Raw genomic sequence first — 18,433 nt, 5'->3', positions numbered from 1 at the left:
GCGGCATTTCTCGTCGGCTTGGCCTCAGCCCTTGCCGTCGAGATAGCGCTTCATGTCCTCGCGCAGGCCATCGCGCAGGTCGGGCCGCGCCATGGCGAAGGCGATGTTGGCCTTCAGGAAGCCGGACTTCGAGCCGCAATCGTGCCGCTCGCCGTCGAAATCCACGCCGTAGAATTTCTGCGTCTTGGACAACCCGATCATCGCGTCGGTGAGCTGGATCTCGCCGCCGGCGCCGCGCTCCTGCGTCGCCAGGATCTTGAAGATCTCCGGCTGCAGGATGTAGCGGCCGGTGATCGAGAAGTTCGACGGCGCGGTGCCCTTGGCCGGCTTCTCGACCATGCCGTCGACCTCGAAGATCTTGCCGTCACGCTTGCCGACGCCGCAGATGCCGTATTGATGGGTCTGGTCGGCCGGCACCTCCTGCACCGCGAGCACATTGCTCTTCTCGGGCAGCTTGTTCGCGGCGGCGATCATCTGCGCCAGGCACCCCGGCGCGTTCAGCACCAGTTCGTCCGGCAGCACCACCGCGAACGGCTCGTCGCCGACGATGTCGCGCGCGCACCACACGGCATGGCCGAGCCCGAGCGGGGCCTGCTGGCGGGTGAAGCTGACGGCTCCAGCCTCCGGCTGGTCGCGCGCCAGGATTTCCATCTCGGTCTTCTTGCCGCGCGCCGCGAGCGTCGCGTCGAGCTCGTACATGCGGTCGAAATGATCCTCGATCGCGGTCTTGTTTCGCCCGGTCACGAACACGAAATGCTCGATGCCCGCCTCCTTGGCTTCATCGAAGACGTATTGGATGAGCGGCTTGTCGACGATCGTCAGCATTTCCTTCGGCATCGCCTTGGTGGCGGGAAGGACGCGGGTGCCGAGACCGGCGACCGGAAAAACGGCTTTGCGGATCTTCATGGGGATGACTAGACCTTGTGGCGATATGAATGCGAAATCGATCGCATTTTAGGTAGCTCGTTTGCAGCCGAGAACAAAGGCGGATGTTGGTCCGGTGTTCCGCTCGACATGGACCGAACGGCTAAATTTCGCTGCGGAAATCGTTAACCTTGTTAATCTCCCGTTAAGCAGGACCGGGCCTCGTGGAGGCCGATCTTCCATGCGATCTGGATCGAGACATGATGCGACGGAACGTGATGCTGACAGCTCTGAAGGCGGGTGCCGGCGCGGCGGTTCTGGTCACGGCGTTGACGGTGGTGTCCGGTTCCGCTGTCGCGCAATCCGGCGGCGGGCCGCTGAACTTTCTCGACGGCCTGTTCACGGGCACCTTGACCAAGGGCAACCCCGCCCCCAACCAGCCCCCTGCCGCCGGCGGGCCGCAGCCGTGGAGCGGCGAGGACGGCGCCTCCGGCCATCCGCTGATGACGGCGGCGGCGATCCGCGAGGCCGCCGGCAATTTCGACAATTGCGTCGCCGGCATGTGGCCAGATGCCGCAAGGCGCAACATCACGCAGGACAATTTCCAGCGCTTTACCGCCGGCCTGTCGCCGGACCTGCGCATCATGGACCTGCTCGACGCGCAGCCCGAATTCACCAAATCGATCTGGGACTATCTCGACATCCTGGTGAACGACAACCGGCTGGCGAAGGGCCGCGAGGTGCTGGCGAAGTACAAGCCGCAGTTCGATGCGGCCGAGCGCGCCTACGGCGTCGACCGTTACATCGTCGCTTCGATCTGGGGCATCGAGTCCAACTACTCGACCCAGATCGGTGACCGCAGCGTGCTGCAGTCGACCGCGACGCTCGCCTGCATCGGCCGCCGCCAGGCCTATTTCAAGGATGAGTTCCTCTCCGCCCTGGAAATCCTCAATCGCGGCGATCTGCGCCCCGAGCAGCTGCGCGGCTCCTGGGCAGGCGCCTTCGGCCCGACCCAGTTCATGCCGACCGCGTTCAAGCGCTTCGCCGTCGATGCCGATGGTGACGGCCGCCGCGACGTCGTCGACAATCCGGCCGACCTGATCGCCTCGACCGCCAACAATCTGAAGAAGGACGGCTGGCAGAGCGGCCAGAGCTGGGGCTACGAGGTCGTGGTGCCCCAGGGCTTCAACTACATGCTCGCCGACCGCGCCAAGAGCATGAGCTTCCGCCAGTGGGAACAGCTCGGCCTGCGACGGGCCAATGGTCAGCCGTTCCCGGCTAGCGCCGAAAAGGCCTATCTGCTGGCGCCGGCCGGCGCCCAGGGCCCCGGCTTCCTGATGCTGCAGAACTTCCGCGTCATCATGAAATACAACCCTGCGGAAGCCTACGCGCTGGCGATCGGACACTTCGCTGACCGCCTGCGCGGCGCGCCGCCGTTCGTTCAGGCCTGGCCGCGCGAGGAGCGAACGCTGTCGCGCGGCGAACGGCTCGAGCTGCAGCAATTGCTCGCCGAGCGCGGATTTTACCGCGGAACGCCGGACGGCCAGTTCGGTGGCCAGACGCGCGAGGCGCTGCGGAACTTCCAGGCCTCGATCGGGGCGCCGGCGGACGGATTTGCCACCTCGGACGTGCTCGAACGGCTGCGGGCGCGCTGATCGCAGCCCAATCTGCCCTGCCGGTAACCTTCTGGGGTGATTACCGGCGCCGTCAACACCATCCGGTGAATGCCCGTTTGCGGCCTGATTCGCGTCCTATTATATGGATCGTCACGATCACGCCGCGCGACGGGTGCGCATGTCAAAGCTGAAGTCCATCCTCAAGCTGTTGAACGAGCCCGGCCCGCTGGTCGTGCTGGCGGTCGTCATCGCCATGCTCGTCGGCATCGCCGGCCCCGCCTCGGCCCAGTTCTTCAACTTCAACCCGTTCGCTTCGCCCCGCCCGGCCCCGCGCGGCGGTGGAGGTGGCGGAGGCTGGTTCGGCGGCGACTTCTTCGCTCCGTTCCCGCAGCAACAGCCCAAGCGGGTGATCCAGGACTATTCCAAGGCGCCGCCGCCGGAAAAGCGTGACGGCGCGCCGGACCGCTACGTGCTGGTGCTGGGCGACGCCATGGCCGACTGGCTCGCCTATGGCCTGGAAGAGGCCTATGCCGAGCAGCCCGACATGGGCGTGACCCGCAGGATCAGGACCACGTCGGGCCTCATCAAGTACCAGCCCAGGGGCGAGCCGGCCGACTGGGCCGCCGCCGCCAAGGGCATCCTGGCGACCGAGCGCGCCGACGCCATCGTCATCATGCTCGGCCTCAACGACCGCATCTCGCTGCGCGAGCCTGCGGTGGAGAAGACCGAGAAGCCGGACGACAAGAAGGGCGACAAGGCCAAGAAGGATGCCAAGGCCAAGCCCGGCGAGACAAAGCCCGGTGAGGCCAAGCCGGGCGAAGCCAAGCCGGACGGCAAGGCCGACACTGCGGCCAAGCCCGACGACAAGGCTGCCGATACCGATCTGCCGCAGGACGAGGTCGACAACGACACGCCCGCGGTCGCGGCACCGGAGAAGGCCGCCCGCTCGCCGGGCGGCCTCTATGAGTTCCGGGACGAGCGCTGGGTCGAGCTGTATGCGAAGAAGATCGAGGAGATGATCGCGATCGCCAAGAGCAAGGGCGTGCCCGTGCTCTGGGTCGGCCTGCCCGCGGTTCGCGGTCCCAAGGGCACCGCGGACACGCTGTTCCTCGACTCGCTGTATCGCGATGCCGCCGGCAAGGCCGGCATCACCTATGTCGATGTCTGGGACGGCTTCGTCGACGAGTCCGGCCGCTTCCTGCAGAAGGGCCCGGACTTCGAGGGCCAGATCCGCCAGTTGCGCTCCTATGACGGCGTCTATTTCACCAAGCCGGGCGCGCGCAAGCTCGCCCACTATGCCGAGCGAGAGATCAACCGGCTGCTCGCGGCCCGTTCTGCGCCGCTCGAGCTGCCAAACGAGCCGGCGACGCCGGACGCCAATGCCGTGCCCGGCCAGCCGGCGCCGCGGCCGGTCGCCGGCCCGATCCTGCCGCTGGTGGCGTCATCCGTCGGCACCGACCAGTTGCTGGGCGGCCCCGGCTCCCGACCTGCGGCGGTCGACGCGCTGGCGGCCCGAACCCTGGTCAAGGGCGAGGCCCTGAGCCCGCCGGCCGGCCGCGCCGACGATTTCGTCTGGCCCCGCCGCGAGGTCGGCCGCGAACAGGCCAAGGAGCCGCCGAAGGAGCTGACCCGGCCCGAAGCGCCGATGGCAGCGACCACGCCGGCGGAAGCAACGCCGGCCGCGCCGACACCGGCGCCACCGAGACAGAAGCGGCTGACCGCGCCGACGGCCCCCGGCCAGCAGCCGCCAGCCCAGGCACAGCAGCCGAATCAGCCAGGTCAGGGCGTCCGTGAATTCTTCGGCTTCGGCGCGCCGCAGCAGCCGGCACGGCCCCCTGCCGCGCGCAATCCGAACGTGCCGCCGCGGCCGCCAGCATCGGTCGGCCGCTCGGCGGCAGCGCTGGAGTCCCAGGGACGCTGATCGTGGCCGCGCCTGAGCGCCAGGGGTGATCGACGCGATCGTCCGAAACGAAATGCCCACAACAAGATCGGCCCGCATTCGCGGCGAATGCGGGCCGATTGTCATCTGATCGTCAGGGGGACTTACGGATTCAGTAGCGCCAGCGCTGCGGCGGCTGCGGCCGACTCGGCGAGCGCATCAGCATCGCCAGCAGGAAGCCGATGCCGCCGGCGACCAGGAGCGCGCCCATCGGATTGTCCTGAACCCGCTTGGTCAGGGCCTGCGTGCCGTCACGCAGCGTCTCGGAGCCGTTACCGAATTTATCCTTGGCGAAATCCATCGCCGCATCGCCGGCCTCGCGCGCCGCGTCCTTGGCCTGGCCATACATGTTCTGCACGACGCCCGCGGCCTCGCGTGCACGGCCCGAGGCCTGCGTGCTCTTGTCGCCCAACATCTCGCCGACGCCGCCCTCGATCTTGCCTGCGACATCCTTGGCCGTACCGGTCAGCCGATCCTGATCCATTGCCGCTCTCCTTCTCTGCACTGTGCGGGATTGCTGGCCTGCTAACCGGCCAGCGCGGCGCAGGTTCCGAACGACTACAAAATCAGGCCGCCGTCGACGACGAGGGTCTGGCCGATGATGTAGGACGACAGTGGCGAGGCCAGGAACAGCGCCGCACCGGCCATGTCCTGCGGCGTCCCCAGCCGCCGCAGCGGGATGCGCTGCAGCGCGCCCTCGAGGCGCTTCGGATTGGCGGTCGTCACTTTGGTCATCTTGGTGTCGACGAGCCCGGGCGCGATCCCGTTGACGCGGATGCCGTCTTCCGCCCACGCCTCAGCCAGGGTTCGCGTCAATCCCATCGCGCCGGTCTTCGAGGCGTTGTAGGCCGGATTGCCCATGGTCGAATGATAGGCCGCAGTCGACGAGACGGTGATGAGCGCGCCCCTGGCATCGCGCAGCAGGCCGTGAAATTTCGTCGCACAGGCCATCAGGCTGATGAGGTTGACCTCGACCACCTTGCGGAAGCCCTCCATGGCGAATTCGCCGCGGCGGTACAACACCGCGCCCTGCGCCAGCACCAGCACATCGAGCCGATCGAGCCGCGGCGCGAAGCTTTCGATCGCGCCGGGATCGCTCACATCGAGCTGATGGTAGTTCACCCCTGCGAGATCGGAGCCCTCTCCTTCGGCATAATCGGCGGCGCTCGCCCGCGTGCCGCTGATGTCGACGCGCGCGCCCTGCGCGCGAAACGCCTGCGCGATGCCGTTGCCGATGCCGCTCGATCCGCCGATCACCAGCACCGAACGTCCCGTGAAATCGAGTGCGTTCATCTCCCCACTCCTTCCATTGTTGTTTGTCGGATGGTGTGGGGATCGGCGCAGGCCCTGTCAACGGCATCGCGGCTGTGGCGACACCGGCATCGGCACCTTTCGCATCAATGCTGCTGCGCAGCTAATTCATCGGCGTCAGCCGCAGCAGGCGGCCGGGCGAATCGTCCTCGATCACCCAGACAGCGCCATCCGGCGCCACGGCGACATCTCGGATACGCTCGCCCATGTCCCAGCGCTCGGCCTCGTCAGGCTGACCATCGGGCCGGAAGGCAACGCGGACCAGCGCCTGCGCCCGCAAGCCTCCAATCAATGCCGATCCCTTCCATTGCGGAAACATCGGACCATCATAGAAGACGAGGCCGGCCGGCGCGATCACGGGATCCCAATACAGCGGCGGCGGCGCGAGGTCGGGCCGCGTCGCATGCCGCGGGATCGGCGTGCCGTCGTAGTTGTCGCCGTTGGACACCAGCGGCCAGCCGTAGTTCTTGCCCGGCTCGATCAGGTTCAGCTCGTCGCCGCCGCGCGGTCCCATCTCGTGCAGCCAGAGCTTGCCATCTGATGCGAAGGCGAGCCCGTACGGATTGCGGTGGCCGCTGGTCCACGTCTGGGCCGGCACGCCCTTGTCCTCGGCCATGGGATTGTCCGACGGAGTCGCGCCGTCGAGATTGAGCCTGAGCACTTTTCCGCGCGCCTGCCGTGGATCCTGCGCGCTGTTCGGCTGCATGCGGTCGCCGATGGTCAGGAACAGATGCGTTCCCGACGGATCGAACGCGATGATGCCGCCGGGCTGGCCGCCGCCGCCGGCCGGCGTCTGGCGCCAAATGACGACGGGGTCGGTCAGCGCGGCGTTGTCGTTCGCGAGCGACAGCACGGCGCGGGTCAGCACGAGCCGGCTGCCCTCGCTGCCCGGCTCGGTGTAGGTGAGATAGATCTGCGAGCTCGTCGCGAAGCTCGGCGACACCGCGATGTCGAGGAGGCCGTTCTGTCCGCGCGCCGCGACCGCAGGCACGTTGCCGATCTGGATCTTCTTCCCATCCTGCGTGACGAGAAAGATCCGGCCGGGCTTCTCCGTGATCAGCATCCGCCCGTCGGGCAGGAAGGCGATGGCCCAGGGCGTATCGAACTCGGCGACGGCGCGCGCCTCGAACGGCCGCACCGCGCTTGCCTTGCGATCGCCGGCGTTGATGCTCTCGGCTCGCGCAGCCGCGGTCGCAACGAGTCCCATCACCAATGCCAAGCGCATGAAGGTCGTGGAGAGCACCATGATCACTCCGGTTTGTTGTTCCGCGTCGTCAGCAACGAGAATTCGGCCATGCTGGATCGGTGCCTATCGAATGCGTCCGATCAGTGATAATCCCGACGGCGAGCATGCGATGCGCATTTTTCCGTGAGCCGCAAATATGCACCAGCACAGGCAACTCAGCCGCTCGGTCAAGGGATTGATCGTCCTGATCACCGGCGCAGCGTCGGGGATGGGGCGCGCGACCGCGCGCGTGTTCGCCGATGAAGGCGCCAGGGTCGCAGTCACCGATGTCGATGAGGACGGGGCCCGCGCCGTGGCGGCGGATATCCTGGCCGGCGGCGGAACGGCGCGTGGCTGGAGGCTCGACCTCGCCGACCGCGACGCCATCAGCGCCGTCGTCGGCGACGCTGCCGCGCATTTCGGCGGACTCGACATCGTCGTCAACAATGCCGGCATCTCGGTGCGCGTCGCGATCGACGACGAAGCCTACGACGAGGCCTGGGCCAGAGGGCTTGCCATCATGCTGACGGCGCAGCAGCGCGTCATCCGTGCCGCGCTGCCACATCTGCGCCGCTCGAACAGCCCGCGCATCGTCAACATCGCCTCGACCGAGGCGCTCGGCGCAACTGCGCTGCACAGCGCCTATTCGGCTGCAAAGGCCGGGGTGACCGGATTGACGCGCGCGCTCGCGGTCGAGCTCGGCCGCGATGGCATCACCGTCAACTGCATCTGTCCGGGACCGATCACGACCGCCATGACCGCGCGCATTCCGGACGAGCAAAAGGCGGTCTATGCGCGGCGCCGCACCGCGCTTGGCCGCTATGGTGACCCCGAAGAAGTGGCGCACATGACCTTGAGCCTGAGCCTGCCGGCCGCCTCGTTCCTCACCGGAGCGGTGATCCCGGTGGATGGCGGGCTGATGGCCCGCAATGCGTGATGTCTGCCGCCCCGGCATGACAGCCGTGCACGCGGCGCTCCGCGCCTTGCGTTGACTTCGCACATCGCCGGCGTAGCCTCCATCAGAAGAAGCGGACAGGAGTCCGCCCTCATGAGGACGCGAGGAGGACACCATGGCAATCGCCATCCGACAGCTGCACCCGCATTTCGTCGGCGAAGTGTCCGGTATCGATCTGCGCAAGCCTCTCGCCGGGGACGACGTCGCGCAGCTGCAGGCCGCGATCGATCACTACGCCGTTCTCGTATTTCATGATCAGGACCTCACCGACGCGCAGCAGCTCGGCTTTGCGCTCAGCTTCGGCGAGCGCGAGCAGGCGCGCGGCGGCACCGTCACCAAGAAGGAAGACTACCGCCTAACCACTGGCCTCAACGACGTCTCCAATCTCGGCAAGGATGGCAAGCCGCTGCCACCGGACCATCGCACGCATCTGTTCAATCTCGGCAACTGCCTGTGGCACTCCGACAGCTCGTTCCGGCCGATCCCAGCGAAATACTCGATTCTCTCCGCGCGCATCGTGAACCCGAAGGGCGGCAACACCGAATTCGCCGACATGCGCGCCGCCTATGACGCGCTCGACCAGGAGACCAGGGACGAGATCGAGGATCTCGTCTGCGAACATTCGCTGATGTATTCGCGCGGCGCGCTCGGCTTCCTCGACTACACGGACGAGGAGAAGGAGATGTTCAAGCCGGTCAGGCAGCGGCTTGTCCGCACTCATCCTGCCCATGGCCGCAAGTCGCTCTATCTGTCATCGCATGCCGGCGCCGTCATCGGCATGAGCATGCCGGAGGGCCGGCTGCTGCTGCGCGACCTCACCGAGCATGCCACGCAGCCCGAGTTCGTCTATGCGCACAAATGGGCGCCGCACGACCTGATCATGTGGGACAATCGCCAGACCATGCACCGCGTGCGCCGCTACGATCAGTCGCAACCGCGCGACATGCGCCGCGCCACGGTGGCCGGCACCGAACCGACGGTCGCGCAGCAGGCGGCGGAGTAGAGTTGGCTTCAGCGGCCTGGACACATCGTCATTGCGAGGAGCGGAGCGACGAAGCAATCCAGAATCCGCCCGCGGCCCTGGATTGCTTCGCTGCGCTCGCAATGACGGTGGAGGCAGAACGCCCCATCAGATTTTTATATGATCCGAGCGAGCGGCTGGGACTCCAACCGGACGATAACGCCTATGCATGCCCGGCGGCGTTGGACAGCATGCCGGGATCGATGCCGATCTTGCGCAGCGCGAGATCGTATTTGGCGTCGACATTGTCGCCGAAGATCAGCTCAGGATCGGCGTCGCAATGCAGCCAGCCATTGTCCTGGATCTCTTCCTCCAGCTGGCCGGCGCGCCAGCCGGCATAGCCGAGCGCGAGGATCGCGTGCTTTGGACCGTCGCCCTTGGCGATCGCCTTGAGGATGTCGATGGTCGTCGTCAGGCAGACGCCGTCGTTGATCTTCAAGGTCGCGTTGGCGATGAAGTAGTCGCTCGAATGCAGCACGAAGCCGCGGCCGGTATCGACAGGGCCGCCGCTCAGCACCTTCATCGTCTCGGCGCTGTCGGGCAGGCTGATCTGATCGCTCTTCTCGATGATATTCAGTTGCATCAGGAGCTGAGGGAAGTCGATGCTGCCCGCCGGCCGGTTCACCATGATACCCATGGCGCCCTCGGCCGAGTGCGCGCAGAGATAGATCACCGAGCGCTCGAACCGGGAATCGCCCATCACGGGCATTGCAACCAGCAGCTGGCCGTCGAGGTAACCACCGTGAGAGGTGTGATCCCCGATCCCCGTCACTTTGCGGCGAATGTCGCCCAGCCTTTTTGCCTCAGGATTCATCCGCAAGGACTCTCATGATCACCGATATCCTGATATTGGGATGCGCATCTGTCAATCAAGGTTCAGGTCCTCGCGAGGAAATCTGCTCACAAGCATTTCAATGGTTTGCGCCCGAACCGCACTCTAAAGACGTCTCATGTCCGCCTTGGTTCCTCACCACTCTGCCACACTGCTGGTCGCGACCGTCGTATCATCCTGCCTTGCGTTCGGCGCGCAGGCGCAGGATTCCTCGCCCTGGCAGCGCGACAGCCACTCCGCGGTGCGCCTGCTCGCGGGCTCGCGCAGCGGTCCGGTCATGCTGGGCGGCATCGCCCTTGCGCTGCAGCCGGGATGGAAGACCTATTGGCGGACGCCCGGCGATTCCGGCGTGCCGCCACGGTTCGACTTTTCCAAGTCGGAGAACGTCGAAGCGGTGACGGTTCTGTGGCCCGCGCCGACAAAGTTCGATGACGGCGCCGGTGGACACTCGCTCGGCTATCATGATCAGGTCGTGCTGCCGCTGCGCATCGTCGCCAAGAACCCCGACAAGCCGATGACCCTGCGCGCCGACATCAGCTACGCGGTTTGCGAGAAGATATGCATTCCCGTCGAGGCAAAGGCCGAGCTCGCCTTCACCAGCGTCGCCAGCACCGAAGATACGACGCTCTCGGCGGCCCTCGACACGGTGCCGAAGCCGGCCACTGTCGGCGATGCCAATCCCTTGACGATCCGCGACGTCAAGCGCGACGGCCAGAAGGACGTCGTCGTCGACGTCGCCGTCGCCGATCCGCGCAGCGTCCAGCTCTATGTCGAGGGTCCGACGCCCGACTGGGCGCTGCCGATCCCGACCGTGCGCGACAGCGGCATGCCGGGCATCAAGCGCTTCGCCTTCGAGCTCGACGGCGTTCCGCCGGGCGTGAAGCCGGACGGCGCGGCGCTGAAATTCACGCTGGTCGGCCCCGACAAGTCCTACGAGTTCAATTTCACTCTGCCGTGACGGCTGGTGCGCCGCGCGACCGACGCGGCGCCGGTCCAACTCAATCTTAACGTTGCGTTGATAGGGAGGACCATCGCCGCCATCCGCGCGGCCGTGGAGCCGGACCCCGCCGTGGCCGTGATGGATGCCCGCAACGCCCCCGCATCGACCGGCCTCGCGGCCCGCCTGAAGGCGCGCTTGGCCGCGCTCGGCGGCAGCGGCGAGGCATCGCTGACGCGCCGCCTGGCCGGCACCATCTTCCTGATCCGCGTGCTCAGCGCCGGCCTCGCCTATCTCAGCCAGATCCTGCTCGCGCGCTGGATGGGCGGCTCGGACTACGGCACCTACGTCTATGTCTGGACCTGGGTGCTGCTGCTCGGCAGCATGCTCGATGTCGGCATCGCCTCCTCGGCGCAGAAGATCATTCCGGACTACCGCACCTCGGGCCAGCAGGCGCTGCTGCGCGGCTTCCTCTCCGGCGGACGCTGGCTGACCTTGGCGACCTCCACGGCTGCCGCGCTGCTGCTCGCCGGCCTGGTCGCGCTGCTGTCGCCCTGGATCGACGCCGGCGAGCGCATGCCGCTCTATATCGGCTGTCTCACCCTGCCCGCCTTCGTCGTCGCCAACACCCAGGACGGCATCGCCCGCTCGCACGACTGGATGACGCTCGGGCTGATGCCGCAATTCATCATCCGCCAGACGCTGATCATCGGCTTCACCGCCGGCGCCGTCGTGCTCGGTCTCGATCTCGGCGCCACCGCGGCGATGGCCGCGAGCGCGGCCGCGGTGTGGCTCGCGATGCTCGGCCAGATGCTGGTGCTGAACGACAGGCTCCGCCTCCACATCGAACCGGGACCGAAGCAATATGATCTGCGCGGCTGGCTCGCGATCTCGCTGCCGATCCTCCTGGTCGAGAGCTTCTATCTGCTGCTGTCCTACACCGACGTGCTGGTGCTGCAGCAGTTCCGCTCTTCCGAGGAGGTCGGCATCTATTTCGCGGTGGTGAAGACGCTCGCGCTGGTGTCGTTCATCCACTACGCGATGTCGGCGACGACGGCGCATCGCTTCGCCGAATATCACGCGCTCGGCGACAAGGTGCGGCTGTCGGCCTATGTCGCGCATGCCATCAAGTGGACGTTCTGGCCGTCGCTCGCGGCGACGCTGGTGCTGCTCGCGCTCGGCAAGCCGCTGCTGTTTCTGTTCGGCGCGCAGTTCACCGCCGGCTACGACATCATGTTCATCGCCGCGATCGGCCTCGTCGTGCGCGCCGCGATCGGGCCGGTCGAGCGGCTCTTGAACATGCTGGGCCAGCAGCGCGCCTGCGCCATGGCCTATGCGGCGGCCTTCGTCATGAACCTCGTGCTCTGCATTCTGCTGGTGCCGCAGTTCGGCGGCCACGGCGCCGCGGCGGCGACCTCGCTGTCGCTGGCCTTCGAGACCGTGCTGCTGTTCCGGATCGTCAAGCAGCGGTTGGGGCTGCATGTCCTCGCCTTCGGCAAGGCATCTTGAGGAAACCATGTTGACGCATCTGTTGCGTCATCTTGTCCTCGTCTTGTCGGAACTGCGAGCGCAGCGCGCCGCGCGCGACGATCACGCAAGTGTTGGGTGCAACGCCTTGATATTGGCGCGATCCTCCAGGCACATGATTTGATCGCGCGCTGGGGGAGAATGAGATGTCGAGACTGGGGGTCGCACTCTCGCTGGCCGGAACCGTGATGCTGGCCGGCTGCATGGAAGCGACGCTGTCGCCGACGTCGGACGCGGCGTTGACGCCGCGCGACCGCCAGTTGCTGTCGCGCGCGCCTTATGCCGAGGCGCAGATCCCGCAACAGTTCCAGCGGCACATCGTCGACTACACAAGGCAGGAGCAGCCGGGCACGATCGTCGTCGATACCGATGCGCGCTTCCTGTACTACGTCCTGCCGGACCGCAAAGCGATCCGCTACGGCGTCGCCGTCGGCGAGGAGGCGATGGCATTCTCCGGCGTCGCCACGGTCGGCAAGCTCGCCGAATGGCCGGACTGGGTTCCGACCGCCGACATCCAGGCGCGCCTCGGGCCGTATCCCAAGCGCGTCGCCGGCGGCCCGGCGAATCCGCTTGGCGCCCGCGCGATCTATCTGTACGAGGGCAACAAGGACACCCTGTACCGCATCCACGGCACCAACCAGCCCGAATATATCGGCCAGGCGATCTCGTCGGGCTGCATCCGCATGACCAACACCGACGTCGCCGACCTCTACACCCACGTCCAGCTCGGCTCGACCGTGGTCGTGCTGCCTCCGGGCCAGAGCGTCGCCTCCACCACACCGAACGTCTTCGCGCGCCGTAGCTGATCGGCTGGCGTCCCGCTAGCCGTAGCGCAGCTTCAAGCCGAGGATCGCCGCCACCAGGCCGAGCGTGATGGCGTTGGCGACGACCAGCGGCAGATCGCTGATCAGCGCGCCGTACAGCAGCCACATCGAGTTGCCGGTGGTCTGCAGCACGAACATGCCCATCGAGATGTCATGGGTCGAGCGCGAGCGCCAGGCCTTGATGACCTGCGGCAGGAACGAGCATGTGGTGCAGGTGGCGGCGCCGAGGCCGATGATGGTGGTCAGCAAGGTGAGGTCCGTGGGCGTGCGTCCAAGAGAAGCACGCTTGTAGAACGGACCGCGCCGAAGCGAAACCCGCCTCGGCGCGAAACTGGCGCTTTGTCCGGCGCTTGCGCGGCGATCAAGCCGCGGTCCAGCCGCCGTCGATCGACAGATTGGTGCCGGTGATCTGAGCCGCATCGTCACCGCACAGGAACAGCGCCAGCGCCGCGACCTGCTCGGATGTCACGAACTCCTTGGTCGGCTGCGCCGCCAGCAGCACGTCGTTGATGACCTGCTCCTTGGTGAGGTTGCGCGCTTTCATCGTGTCCGGAATCTGCTTCTCGACCAGCGGCGTCCACACATAGCCCGGCGAGATGCAGTTGCAGGTGATCTTGAAGGTCGCGAGCTCGAGCGCCACGGTCTTGGTCAGGCCGGCAATGCCGTGCTTGGCCGAGACATAGGCCGACTTGAACGGCGAGGCGACCAGCGAGTGCGCGGACGCCGTGTTGATGATGCGGCCCCAGCCGCGCTTCTTCATGCCGGGCACCGCGGCGCGGATGCCGTAGAACGCCGAGGAGAGGTTGATCGCGATGATCTGCTCCCACTTCTCCGGCGGGAAGTCCTCGACCGGCGAGACGAACTGGATGCCGGCATTGTTGACGAGGATGTCGACCGCGCCGAACGTGGTCTCGCCGAGCGCGATCATGCCGGCGATCTCGGCCGGCTTGCTCATGTCCGCCGGCGAGTGCACGGCCTTGACCTTGTAGTCGCTCTCGATCGCCGCCCGCTCCTTCTCGATATCGGCAGGCGCGCCGAAGCCGTTGAGCACGATGTTGGCGCCGGCGGAGGCGAAGGCGCGTGCATAGGCCAGCCCGATGCCGCTGGTCGAGCCGGTCACGACCGCGGTCTTGCCCTTCAGGTTCGTCGTCATTGCTTCACTCCTTCTTGGCGGCAGCGGGACTGCCGTCCTGCGTGAGATCGTAGGTGACCATGGTCTCGCCGGACTGCGGCCGCTGCAGCCAGTCCTTGTGGCGCATCGACTGGTGGACGTCGCGCACGCCCGCCTCCCAATGCTCGACCATCGCGACATGGGAGAAGTCGTAGTCCTTCGATGAGCTCTCGTAGCTCTTGCTGCGATAGATCAGGTGCACCACCGTCACCGTGTTCTCCTGCGCCGCCTTGCACAGGATCTCGAGCGACGGATCGTTGCGCAGCTCGTCCGGCAGCCGGGCGTAGAGCTCGCGCAGCGCCTTGCGCGTGTTGTGGATCATGCGGTTCTTGTCGGTGTTCATCCGCGTCCGGCTGGAATAGCGAATGTCCTTCTCGCGCTCCGCGGCCTCCAGCAGCGTTCGCGGCAGATCGCCGCGCGCGGAGAACAGATCGACCTGGAAGATCAGGAGATCGCGATCGGTCTCCATGTCGAGCACGTAGTCGAGCGGCGTGTTGGAGGCGATGCCGCCATCCCAATAGTGCTCGCCATCGATCTCGACCGGCGGGAAGCCGGGCGGCAGCGCGCCCGACGCCATGATGTGCTCGGGCCCGATCCGCTTGCCCCGCTTGCTGAATTCGACATTGTCGAAATAGGTGAAATTGCCGGTGGTGACGCCGACGGCGCCGACGGAGAGCCGCGTCTTCAGATCGTTGATGCGGTCGAAATCCACCAGCCGCTCCAGGGTCCGCTTCAGCGGCGCGGTGTCGTAATAGCTGACCGACTGCGGCGTGCCCGACGGCCACAGCGGCGCCGGCGGAAAGCGCGGCGTGAAGAAGCCGGGCACGCCGAAGGCCGCGATCAGCCCGGCGCTGACTTCGTTGAAGGCCGAGCGGTGATGATCACCATTGAGCAGCGGCTTCCACGGCACCGGCGACGACACCATCTCCCAGAATTCCTTGAGACGGCCGATGCGTTTCTCGCGGTCGTTGCCGGCGATGATCGCGGCATTGATGGCGCCGATCGAGATACCGGCAACCCATTCCGGTTCGAAATCAAAATGGCACAGCGCCTGATAGGCGCCGGCCTGATAGGAGCCAAGCGCGCCACCGCCCTGCAGGACGAGCACGCGTTGCGATTCGGCTGGAGTTGCAGGCAGCGGGGGAAATGGATGTTGCGTCATCACTGCGGTCATTAGCAAAGCAAGGCGCCACCGTGGCGTCACTTCGCGGTGACGTCAATCCACCCCCAGGGATAGCACCCTGCACCGGGACGCGTGTCGGCGTCGAGCGAGCCTCCGCTGCACAGGCCCGGAGCGGGCCTGCCCGTTATGACGGCTTCTTGCCGTCCGGCGCGGCGAGGATCATGGTCCAGAACACCTTGTACTTGGTGTTCGGAGCATAGCTCGCGGCGATGCCTATTTTTGTGACACCGCTCTTGAGCATGTTGGCGCGGTGGGGCGGCGAGTCGCGCCAGCCGGAAAACGCTTCCGCCAGCGTGTGATAGCCGGCCGACACGTTCTCGACCGCGACGGTGGCGTCGTAGCCCGCGCCGTTCAGCCGCTTGGCCAGCGGGGCGCGCACGTCATGATCGAGCTTGTTCTTGTCGGCCATCGCCTGCGACTGCGACTCCGCCAGCCGCATCAGCTCGGGATCGACCTCGACCGTGCCGAGCCCGTTGTTCTGGCGGTATTGCGAGATCATCGTCGCGGCAGCGACAGCATCGAGCTTGGCGCCTGCGACCGCCATGTCGGCATACATCGTCGGCGCCTGCACGACCGGCGTCTCGGCCGCGCAGCCGGCGAGCAGGAATGCCAAGGAGAAAGCGAGTGCCCGATGCTTCAATGAACCAGTCCCTATGCCGATACGAGAGGCGGGTTGTTGCACATCAACCGTGGCTGAAAGGTGAATCGGCGGTAAGTTCCGTCGGTACAATTGCGGCCATTCCGGCCGGTTACGGTTCGTTGACCATAAGAGCGGCGCGGTCAAGCCTGCCGGGTGGGACAAAGCCTCTTTAGCCCTGCCAATCGTGTGACGAGCAAGGCGCCCCAAAGCCGGTGTCGTCCCGGCCTCCGCGCCGGGACCCATAACCCCAGGGAGTGGTTCGAGGCAGGCGGGACGACCAGCCGTTTCTAGCCGCGACATCACCCGGTATGGGTCCCGGCGTTCGCCGGGACGACAGCGGAGGCTACGGCGCGCAGCTGCGCCAATTAGGACGTTGCCGGGCTTCCTGTTTGGCCGACTGTCTTGGACCAACTACCTATAGTCGGGGGCTGAGCTCAGCGTGTCGTCACCCGCCCGCAAAAATCCGATAGTGCCGTGGCTTCAATCCGACCCGTTCGCCGATGCGGAGGTCGCGGTCGCGTGGCGCGTCGATCTCGATGGTGGATCCCTCCGTCAGCGCGATCTCGGCGCGCTGCACCGGGCCGAAGCTGCGGACGTGGGTCACGGCACCATGCAGCGTGCCGCTGTCAGCCGGACCGATCAGCATGTCGTGACGACGCACGAACAGAGTGGACGCGCCCGCGGCATCGCCAGGCGCAGCAATGTCCAGCGGCCGTCCGTTCAGATGCACGGCGCCGCCGGTGATCTCCACCGGCAGCATGATCGACTCGCCGATGAAGCCGTGGACGAAGGCGGTCGCCGGCGCGTCATAGACGTCGCTCGGCGAGCCGACCTGCTCGATGCGGCCCTTGTCCATCACCACCACGCGGTGCGCGACCTCGAGCGCCTCCTCCTGGTCGTGGGTGACGAAGATCGAGGTGACGTTGATGGAGTGATGCAGGGTGCGCAGCCATTGCCGCAGCTCCTTGCGTACCTTGGCATCGAGCGCGCCGAACGGCTCGTCGAGCAGGAGGATGCGCGGCTCGATCGCGAGCGCGCGCGCCAATGCGATGCGCTGGCGCTGGCCGCCGGAGAGCTGGCTCGGATAGCGGTCGGCGAGCCAGTCGAGCTGGACGAGATCGAGCAGCTCCTTCACGCGCGCGCGGATCTCGGCCTCGCTCTTGCGGATGCGGCGCGGCTGCACGCGCAGGCCGAAGGCGACGTTCTCGAACACGTTCATGTGCCGGAACAGCGCGTAGTGCTGAAACACGAAGCCGACGTGGCGCTCGCGCGCGCCGCGATCGAGCGCGCTCTCTCCGTCGAACAGGATCTCGCCGGAGTCGGGCCATTCCAGCCCCGCGATGATGCGCAGCAGGGTCGTCTTGCCCGATCCGGACGGTCCGAGCAGCGCCAGCAATTCGCCGTCAGCGACCTTGAGATCGACGCCGTCGAGCGCCTTGAAGGTGCCGAACGTCTTGACGACACCCCTGACTTCAATGGTCACGCGGACCTCCCTCATCGAGTTGCCGTTCGAGGACGGTTTTGACGACCAGCGTGATCAGCGCGAGCATCGCCAGCAGCGAGGCGATCGCGAACGAGGCGACCATCTGGTATTCGTTGTAGAGGATCTCGACCAGCAGCGGCATCGTGTTGGTCTCGCCGCGGATGTGGCCGGACACGACCGAGACGGCGCCGAACTCGCCCATCGCACGTGCGTTGCAGAGAAGCACGCCGTACAGCACGCCCCATTTGATGTTCGGTAAGGTGACGCGGAAGAAGGTCTGCAGGCCGGACGCGCCGAGCGAGACCGCCGCCTCCTCTTCCTGCGTGCCCTGCTCCTGCATCAGCGGAATCAGCGCGCGAGCGACGAACGGGAACGTCACGAACACGGTCGCGAGCGCGATGCCGGGAAAGGCGAACAGGATCTGCAGGCCATGGCGCTGCATCCATGGACCGAAGAAACCCTGCGCGCCGAACAACAGCACGAACACGAGGCCCGAGATCACCGGGCTCACCGAGAACGGCAGATCGATCAGGGTGATCAGGAACGTCTTGCCCGGGAAGTCGAACTTGGCGATCGCCCAGGCGGCGCACAGGCCGAACACGAGATTGGTCCCGACCGAGACCAGCGCCACCAGCAGGGTGAGGCGGATCGCGTCCCACGCCTCGGCATCGGCGAGCGCGCTGAAATAGGCCGCGATGCCCTTGCCGAACGCTTCCACGAACACGACGATCAGCGGCAGCACCACGAACACCGACAGGAACGCCAATGCCAGCGTCGTGATGACGATGCGGACCAGGCGCGGCTCGGTACGCGGATCGGGTCGGCCGGCCTGCGCGACGCGCCGGCTGGTCGCGGACGATGCCACGGACGGCGCCTGCAGGGTCATCTCCACGCTCATGTCGGGT

The 18,433-nt window shown here is 66.5% G+C and carries 18 protein-coding genes; 7 read left to right on the top strand and 11 right to left on the bottom strand.

Annotated features, from left to right (window positions below; translation table 11 throughout):
• Window positions 1-24 precede the first annotated feature (24 nt).
• Window positions 25-906, bottom strand: coding sequence for a UTP--glucose-1-phosphate uridylyltransferase GalU (gene galU, locus ACQR1X_RS06505; protein ID WP_315804753.1), 882 nt, complete (start codon window positions 904-906; stop codon window positions 25-27).
• A gap of 218 nt (window positions 907-1,124) precedes the next feature.
• Between galU and ACQR1X_RS06500 the strand changes: the two genes are divergently transcribed.
• A complete protein-coding gene (locus ACQR1X_RS06500; protein ID WP_434898528.1) occupies window positions 1,125-2,519 on the top strand; it encodes a lytic murein transglycosylase in 1,395 nt (464 codons plus the stop codon).
• A gap of 139 nt (window positions 2,520-2,658) precedes the next feature.
• Window positions 2,659-4,401 (top strand): DUF459 domain-containing protein, encoded by a 1,743-nt coding sequence (locus tag ACQR1X_RS06495; RefSeq protein WP_316177302.1) that lies wholly within the window; start codon window positions 2,659-2,661, stop codon window positions 4,399-4,401.
• A gap of 130 nt (window positions 4,402-4,531) precedes the next feature.
• Here the strand turns inward: ACQR1X_RS06495 and ACQR1X_RS06490 are convergent, their stop codons facing one another.
• The 3 genes from ACQR1X_RS06490 to ACQR1X_RS06480 form a co-directional block, all read right to left on the bottom strand.
• Entirely contained in the window at window positions 4,532-4,903 is a 372-nt protein-coding gene (locus tag ACQR1X_RS06490; RefSeq protein WP_315804750.1) for a CsbD family protein, read from the bottom strand.
• Between the two features lie 74 nt (window positions 4,904-4,977).
• Complete coding sequence (locus ACQR1X_RS06485; RefSeq protein ID WP_434898527.1) at window positions 4,978-5,712, bottom strand: SDR family NAD(P)-dependent oxidoreductase; 735 nt, start codon at window positions 5,710-5,712, stop codon at window positions 4,978-4,980.
• A gap of 121 nt (window positions 5,713-5,833) precedes the next feature.
• Window positions 5,834-6,976: a PQQ-dependent sugar dehydrogenase gene (locus tag ACQR1X_RS06480; RefSeq protein ID WP_434898526.1), complete on the bottom strand. Its 1,143-nt coding sequence runs from the start codon at window positions 6,974-6,976 to the stop codon at window positions 5,834-5,836.
• Between the two features lie 136 nt (window positions 6,977-7,112).
• On the opposite strand from ACQR1X_RS06480, the gene ACQR1X_RS06475 reads away from it, so the two are divergent.
• Window positions 7,113-7,892: an SDR family NAD(P)-dependent oxidoreductase gene (locus ACQR1X_RS06475; protein ID WP_434846222.1), complete on the top strand. Its 780-nt coding sequence runs from the start codon at window positions 7,113-7,115 to the stop codon at window positions 7,890-7,892.
• Between the two features lie 133 nt (window positions 7,893-8,025).
• Complete coding sequence (locus ACQR1X_RS06470; RefSeq protein WP_434898525.1) at window positions 8,026-8,913, top strand: TauD/TfdA dioxygenase family protein; 888 nt, start codon at window positions 8,026-8,028, stop codon at window positions 8,911-8,913.
• 181 nt (window positions 8,914-9,094) lie between these two features.
• Here ACQR1X_RS06470 and ACQR1X_RS06465 read toward each other — a convergent pair whose 3' ends face one another.
• Window positions 9,095-9,745, bottom strand: a complete 651-nt coding sequence (locus ACQR1X_RS06465) for a YqgE/AlgH family protein (protein WP_315713870.1) — start codon at window positions 9,743-9,745, stop codon at window positions 9,095-9,097.
• Window positions 9,746-9,881: 136 nt separating this feature from the next.
• Between ACQR1X_RS06465 and ACQR1X_RS06460 the strand changes: the two genes are divergently transcribed.
• The 3 genes from ACQR1X_RS06460 to ACQR1X_RS06450 all read left to right on the top strand — a co-directional run bounded on the left by ACQR1X_RS06460 (window position 9,882) and on the right by ACQR1X_RS06450 (window position 13,033).
• The gene (locus tag ACQR1X_RS06460) at window positions 9,882-10,721 is read left to right on the top strand and encodes a protein-disulfide reductase DsbD domain-containing protein (protein WP_434838588.1); all 840 of its coding nucleotides are present in this window, start codon (window positions 9,882-9,884) and stop codon (window positions 10,719-10,721) included.
• 111 nt (window positions 10,722-10,832) lie between these two features.
• Complete coding sequence (locus tag ACQR1X_RS06455; RefSeq protein WP_434898524.1) at window positions 10,833-12,209, top strand: lipopolysaccharide biosynthesis protein; 1,377 nt, start codon at window positions 10,833-10,835, stop codon at window positions 12,207-12,209.
• A gap of 164 nt (window positions 12,210-12,373) precedes the next feature.
• On the top strand, window positions 12,374-13,033 hold the full coding sequence (locus ACQR1X_RS06450; protein WP_315804743.1) for a L,D-transpeptidase: 660 nt from the start codon (window positions 12,374-12,376) through the stop codon (window positions 13,031-13,033).
• 15 nt (window positions 13,034-13,048) lie between these two features.
• On the opposite strand, the gene ACQR1X_RS06445 is transcribed toward ACQR1X_RS06450, so the two are convergent.
• The 6 genes from ACQR1X_RS06445 to cysW form a co-directional block, all read right to left on the bottom strand.
• The gene (locus tag ACQR1X_RS06445) at window positions 13,049-13,300 is read right to left on the bottom strand and encodes a SemiSWEET transporter (RefSeq protein WP_006614646.1); all 252 of its coding nucleotides are present in this window, start codon (window positions 13,298-13,300) and stop codon (window positions 13,049-13,051) included.
• A gap of 112 nt (window positions 13,301-13,412) precedes the next feature.
• Window positions 13,413-14,204, bottom strand: a complete 792-nt coding sequence (locus ACQR1X_RS06440) for a 3-hydroxybutyrate dehydrogenase (protein ID WP_315804742.1) — start codon at window positions 14,202-14,204, stop codon at window positions 13,413-13,415.
• Between the two features lie 4 nt (window positions 14,205-14,208).
• Complete coding sequence (locus tag ACQR1X_RS06435) at window positions 14,209-15,384, bottom strand: patatin-like phospholipase family protein (protein ID WP_315804741.1); 1,176 nt, start codon at window positions 15,382-15,384, stop codon at window positions 14,209-14,211.
• Window positions 15,385-15,529: 145 nt separating this feature from the next.
• Window positions 15,530-16,045 carry a CAP domain-containing protein gene (locus ACQR1X_RS06430; protein ID WP_315804740.1) on the bottom strand — a complete coding sequence of 172 codons (516 nt, stop codon included), beginning with the start codon at window positions 16,043-16,045 and terminating at the stop codon, window positions 15,530-15,532.
• Window positions 16,046-16,490: 445 nt separating this feature from the next.
• Window positions 16,491-17,528, bottom strand: a complete 1,038-nt coding sequence (locus ACQR1X_RS06425; RefSeq protein ID WP_315804739.1) for a sulfate/molybdate ABC transporter ATP-binding protein — start codon at window positions 17,526-17,528, stop codon at window positions 16,491-16,493.
• Window positions 17,518-18,426 carry a sulfate ABC transporter permease subunit CysW gene (gene cysW / locus ACQR1X_RS06420; protein WP_315804738.1) on the bottom strand — a complete coding sequence of 303 codons (909 nt, stop codon included), beginning with the start codon at window positions 18,424-18,426 and terminating at the stop codon, window positions 17,518-17,520. Before cysW ends, ACQR1X_RS06425 begins: the two co-directional genes overlap by 11 nt.
• Between the last annotated feature and the right edge of the window lie 7 nt (window positions 18,427-18,433).

The organism is Bradyrhizobium sp. HKCCYLRH3073, from assembly GCF_051167995.1.
Taxonomy (GTDB): domain Bacteria; phylum Pseudomonadota; class Alphaproteobacteria; order Rhizobiales; family Xanthobacteraceae; genus Bradyrhizobium.
This window is presented reverse-complemented; position numbering and strand designations above follow the sequence as displayed.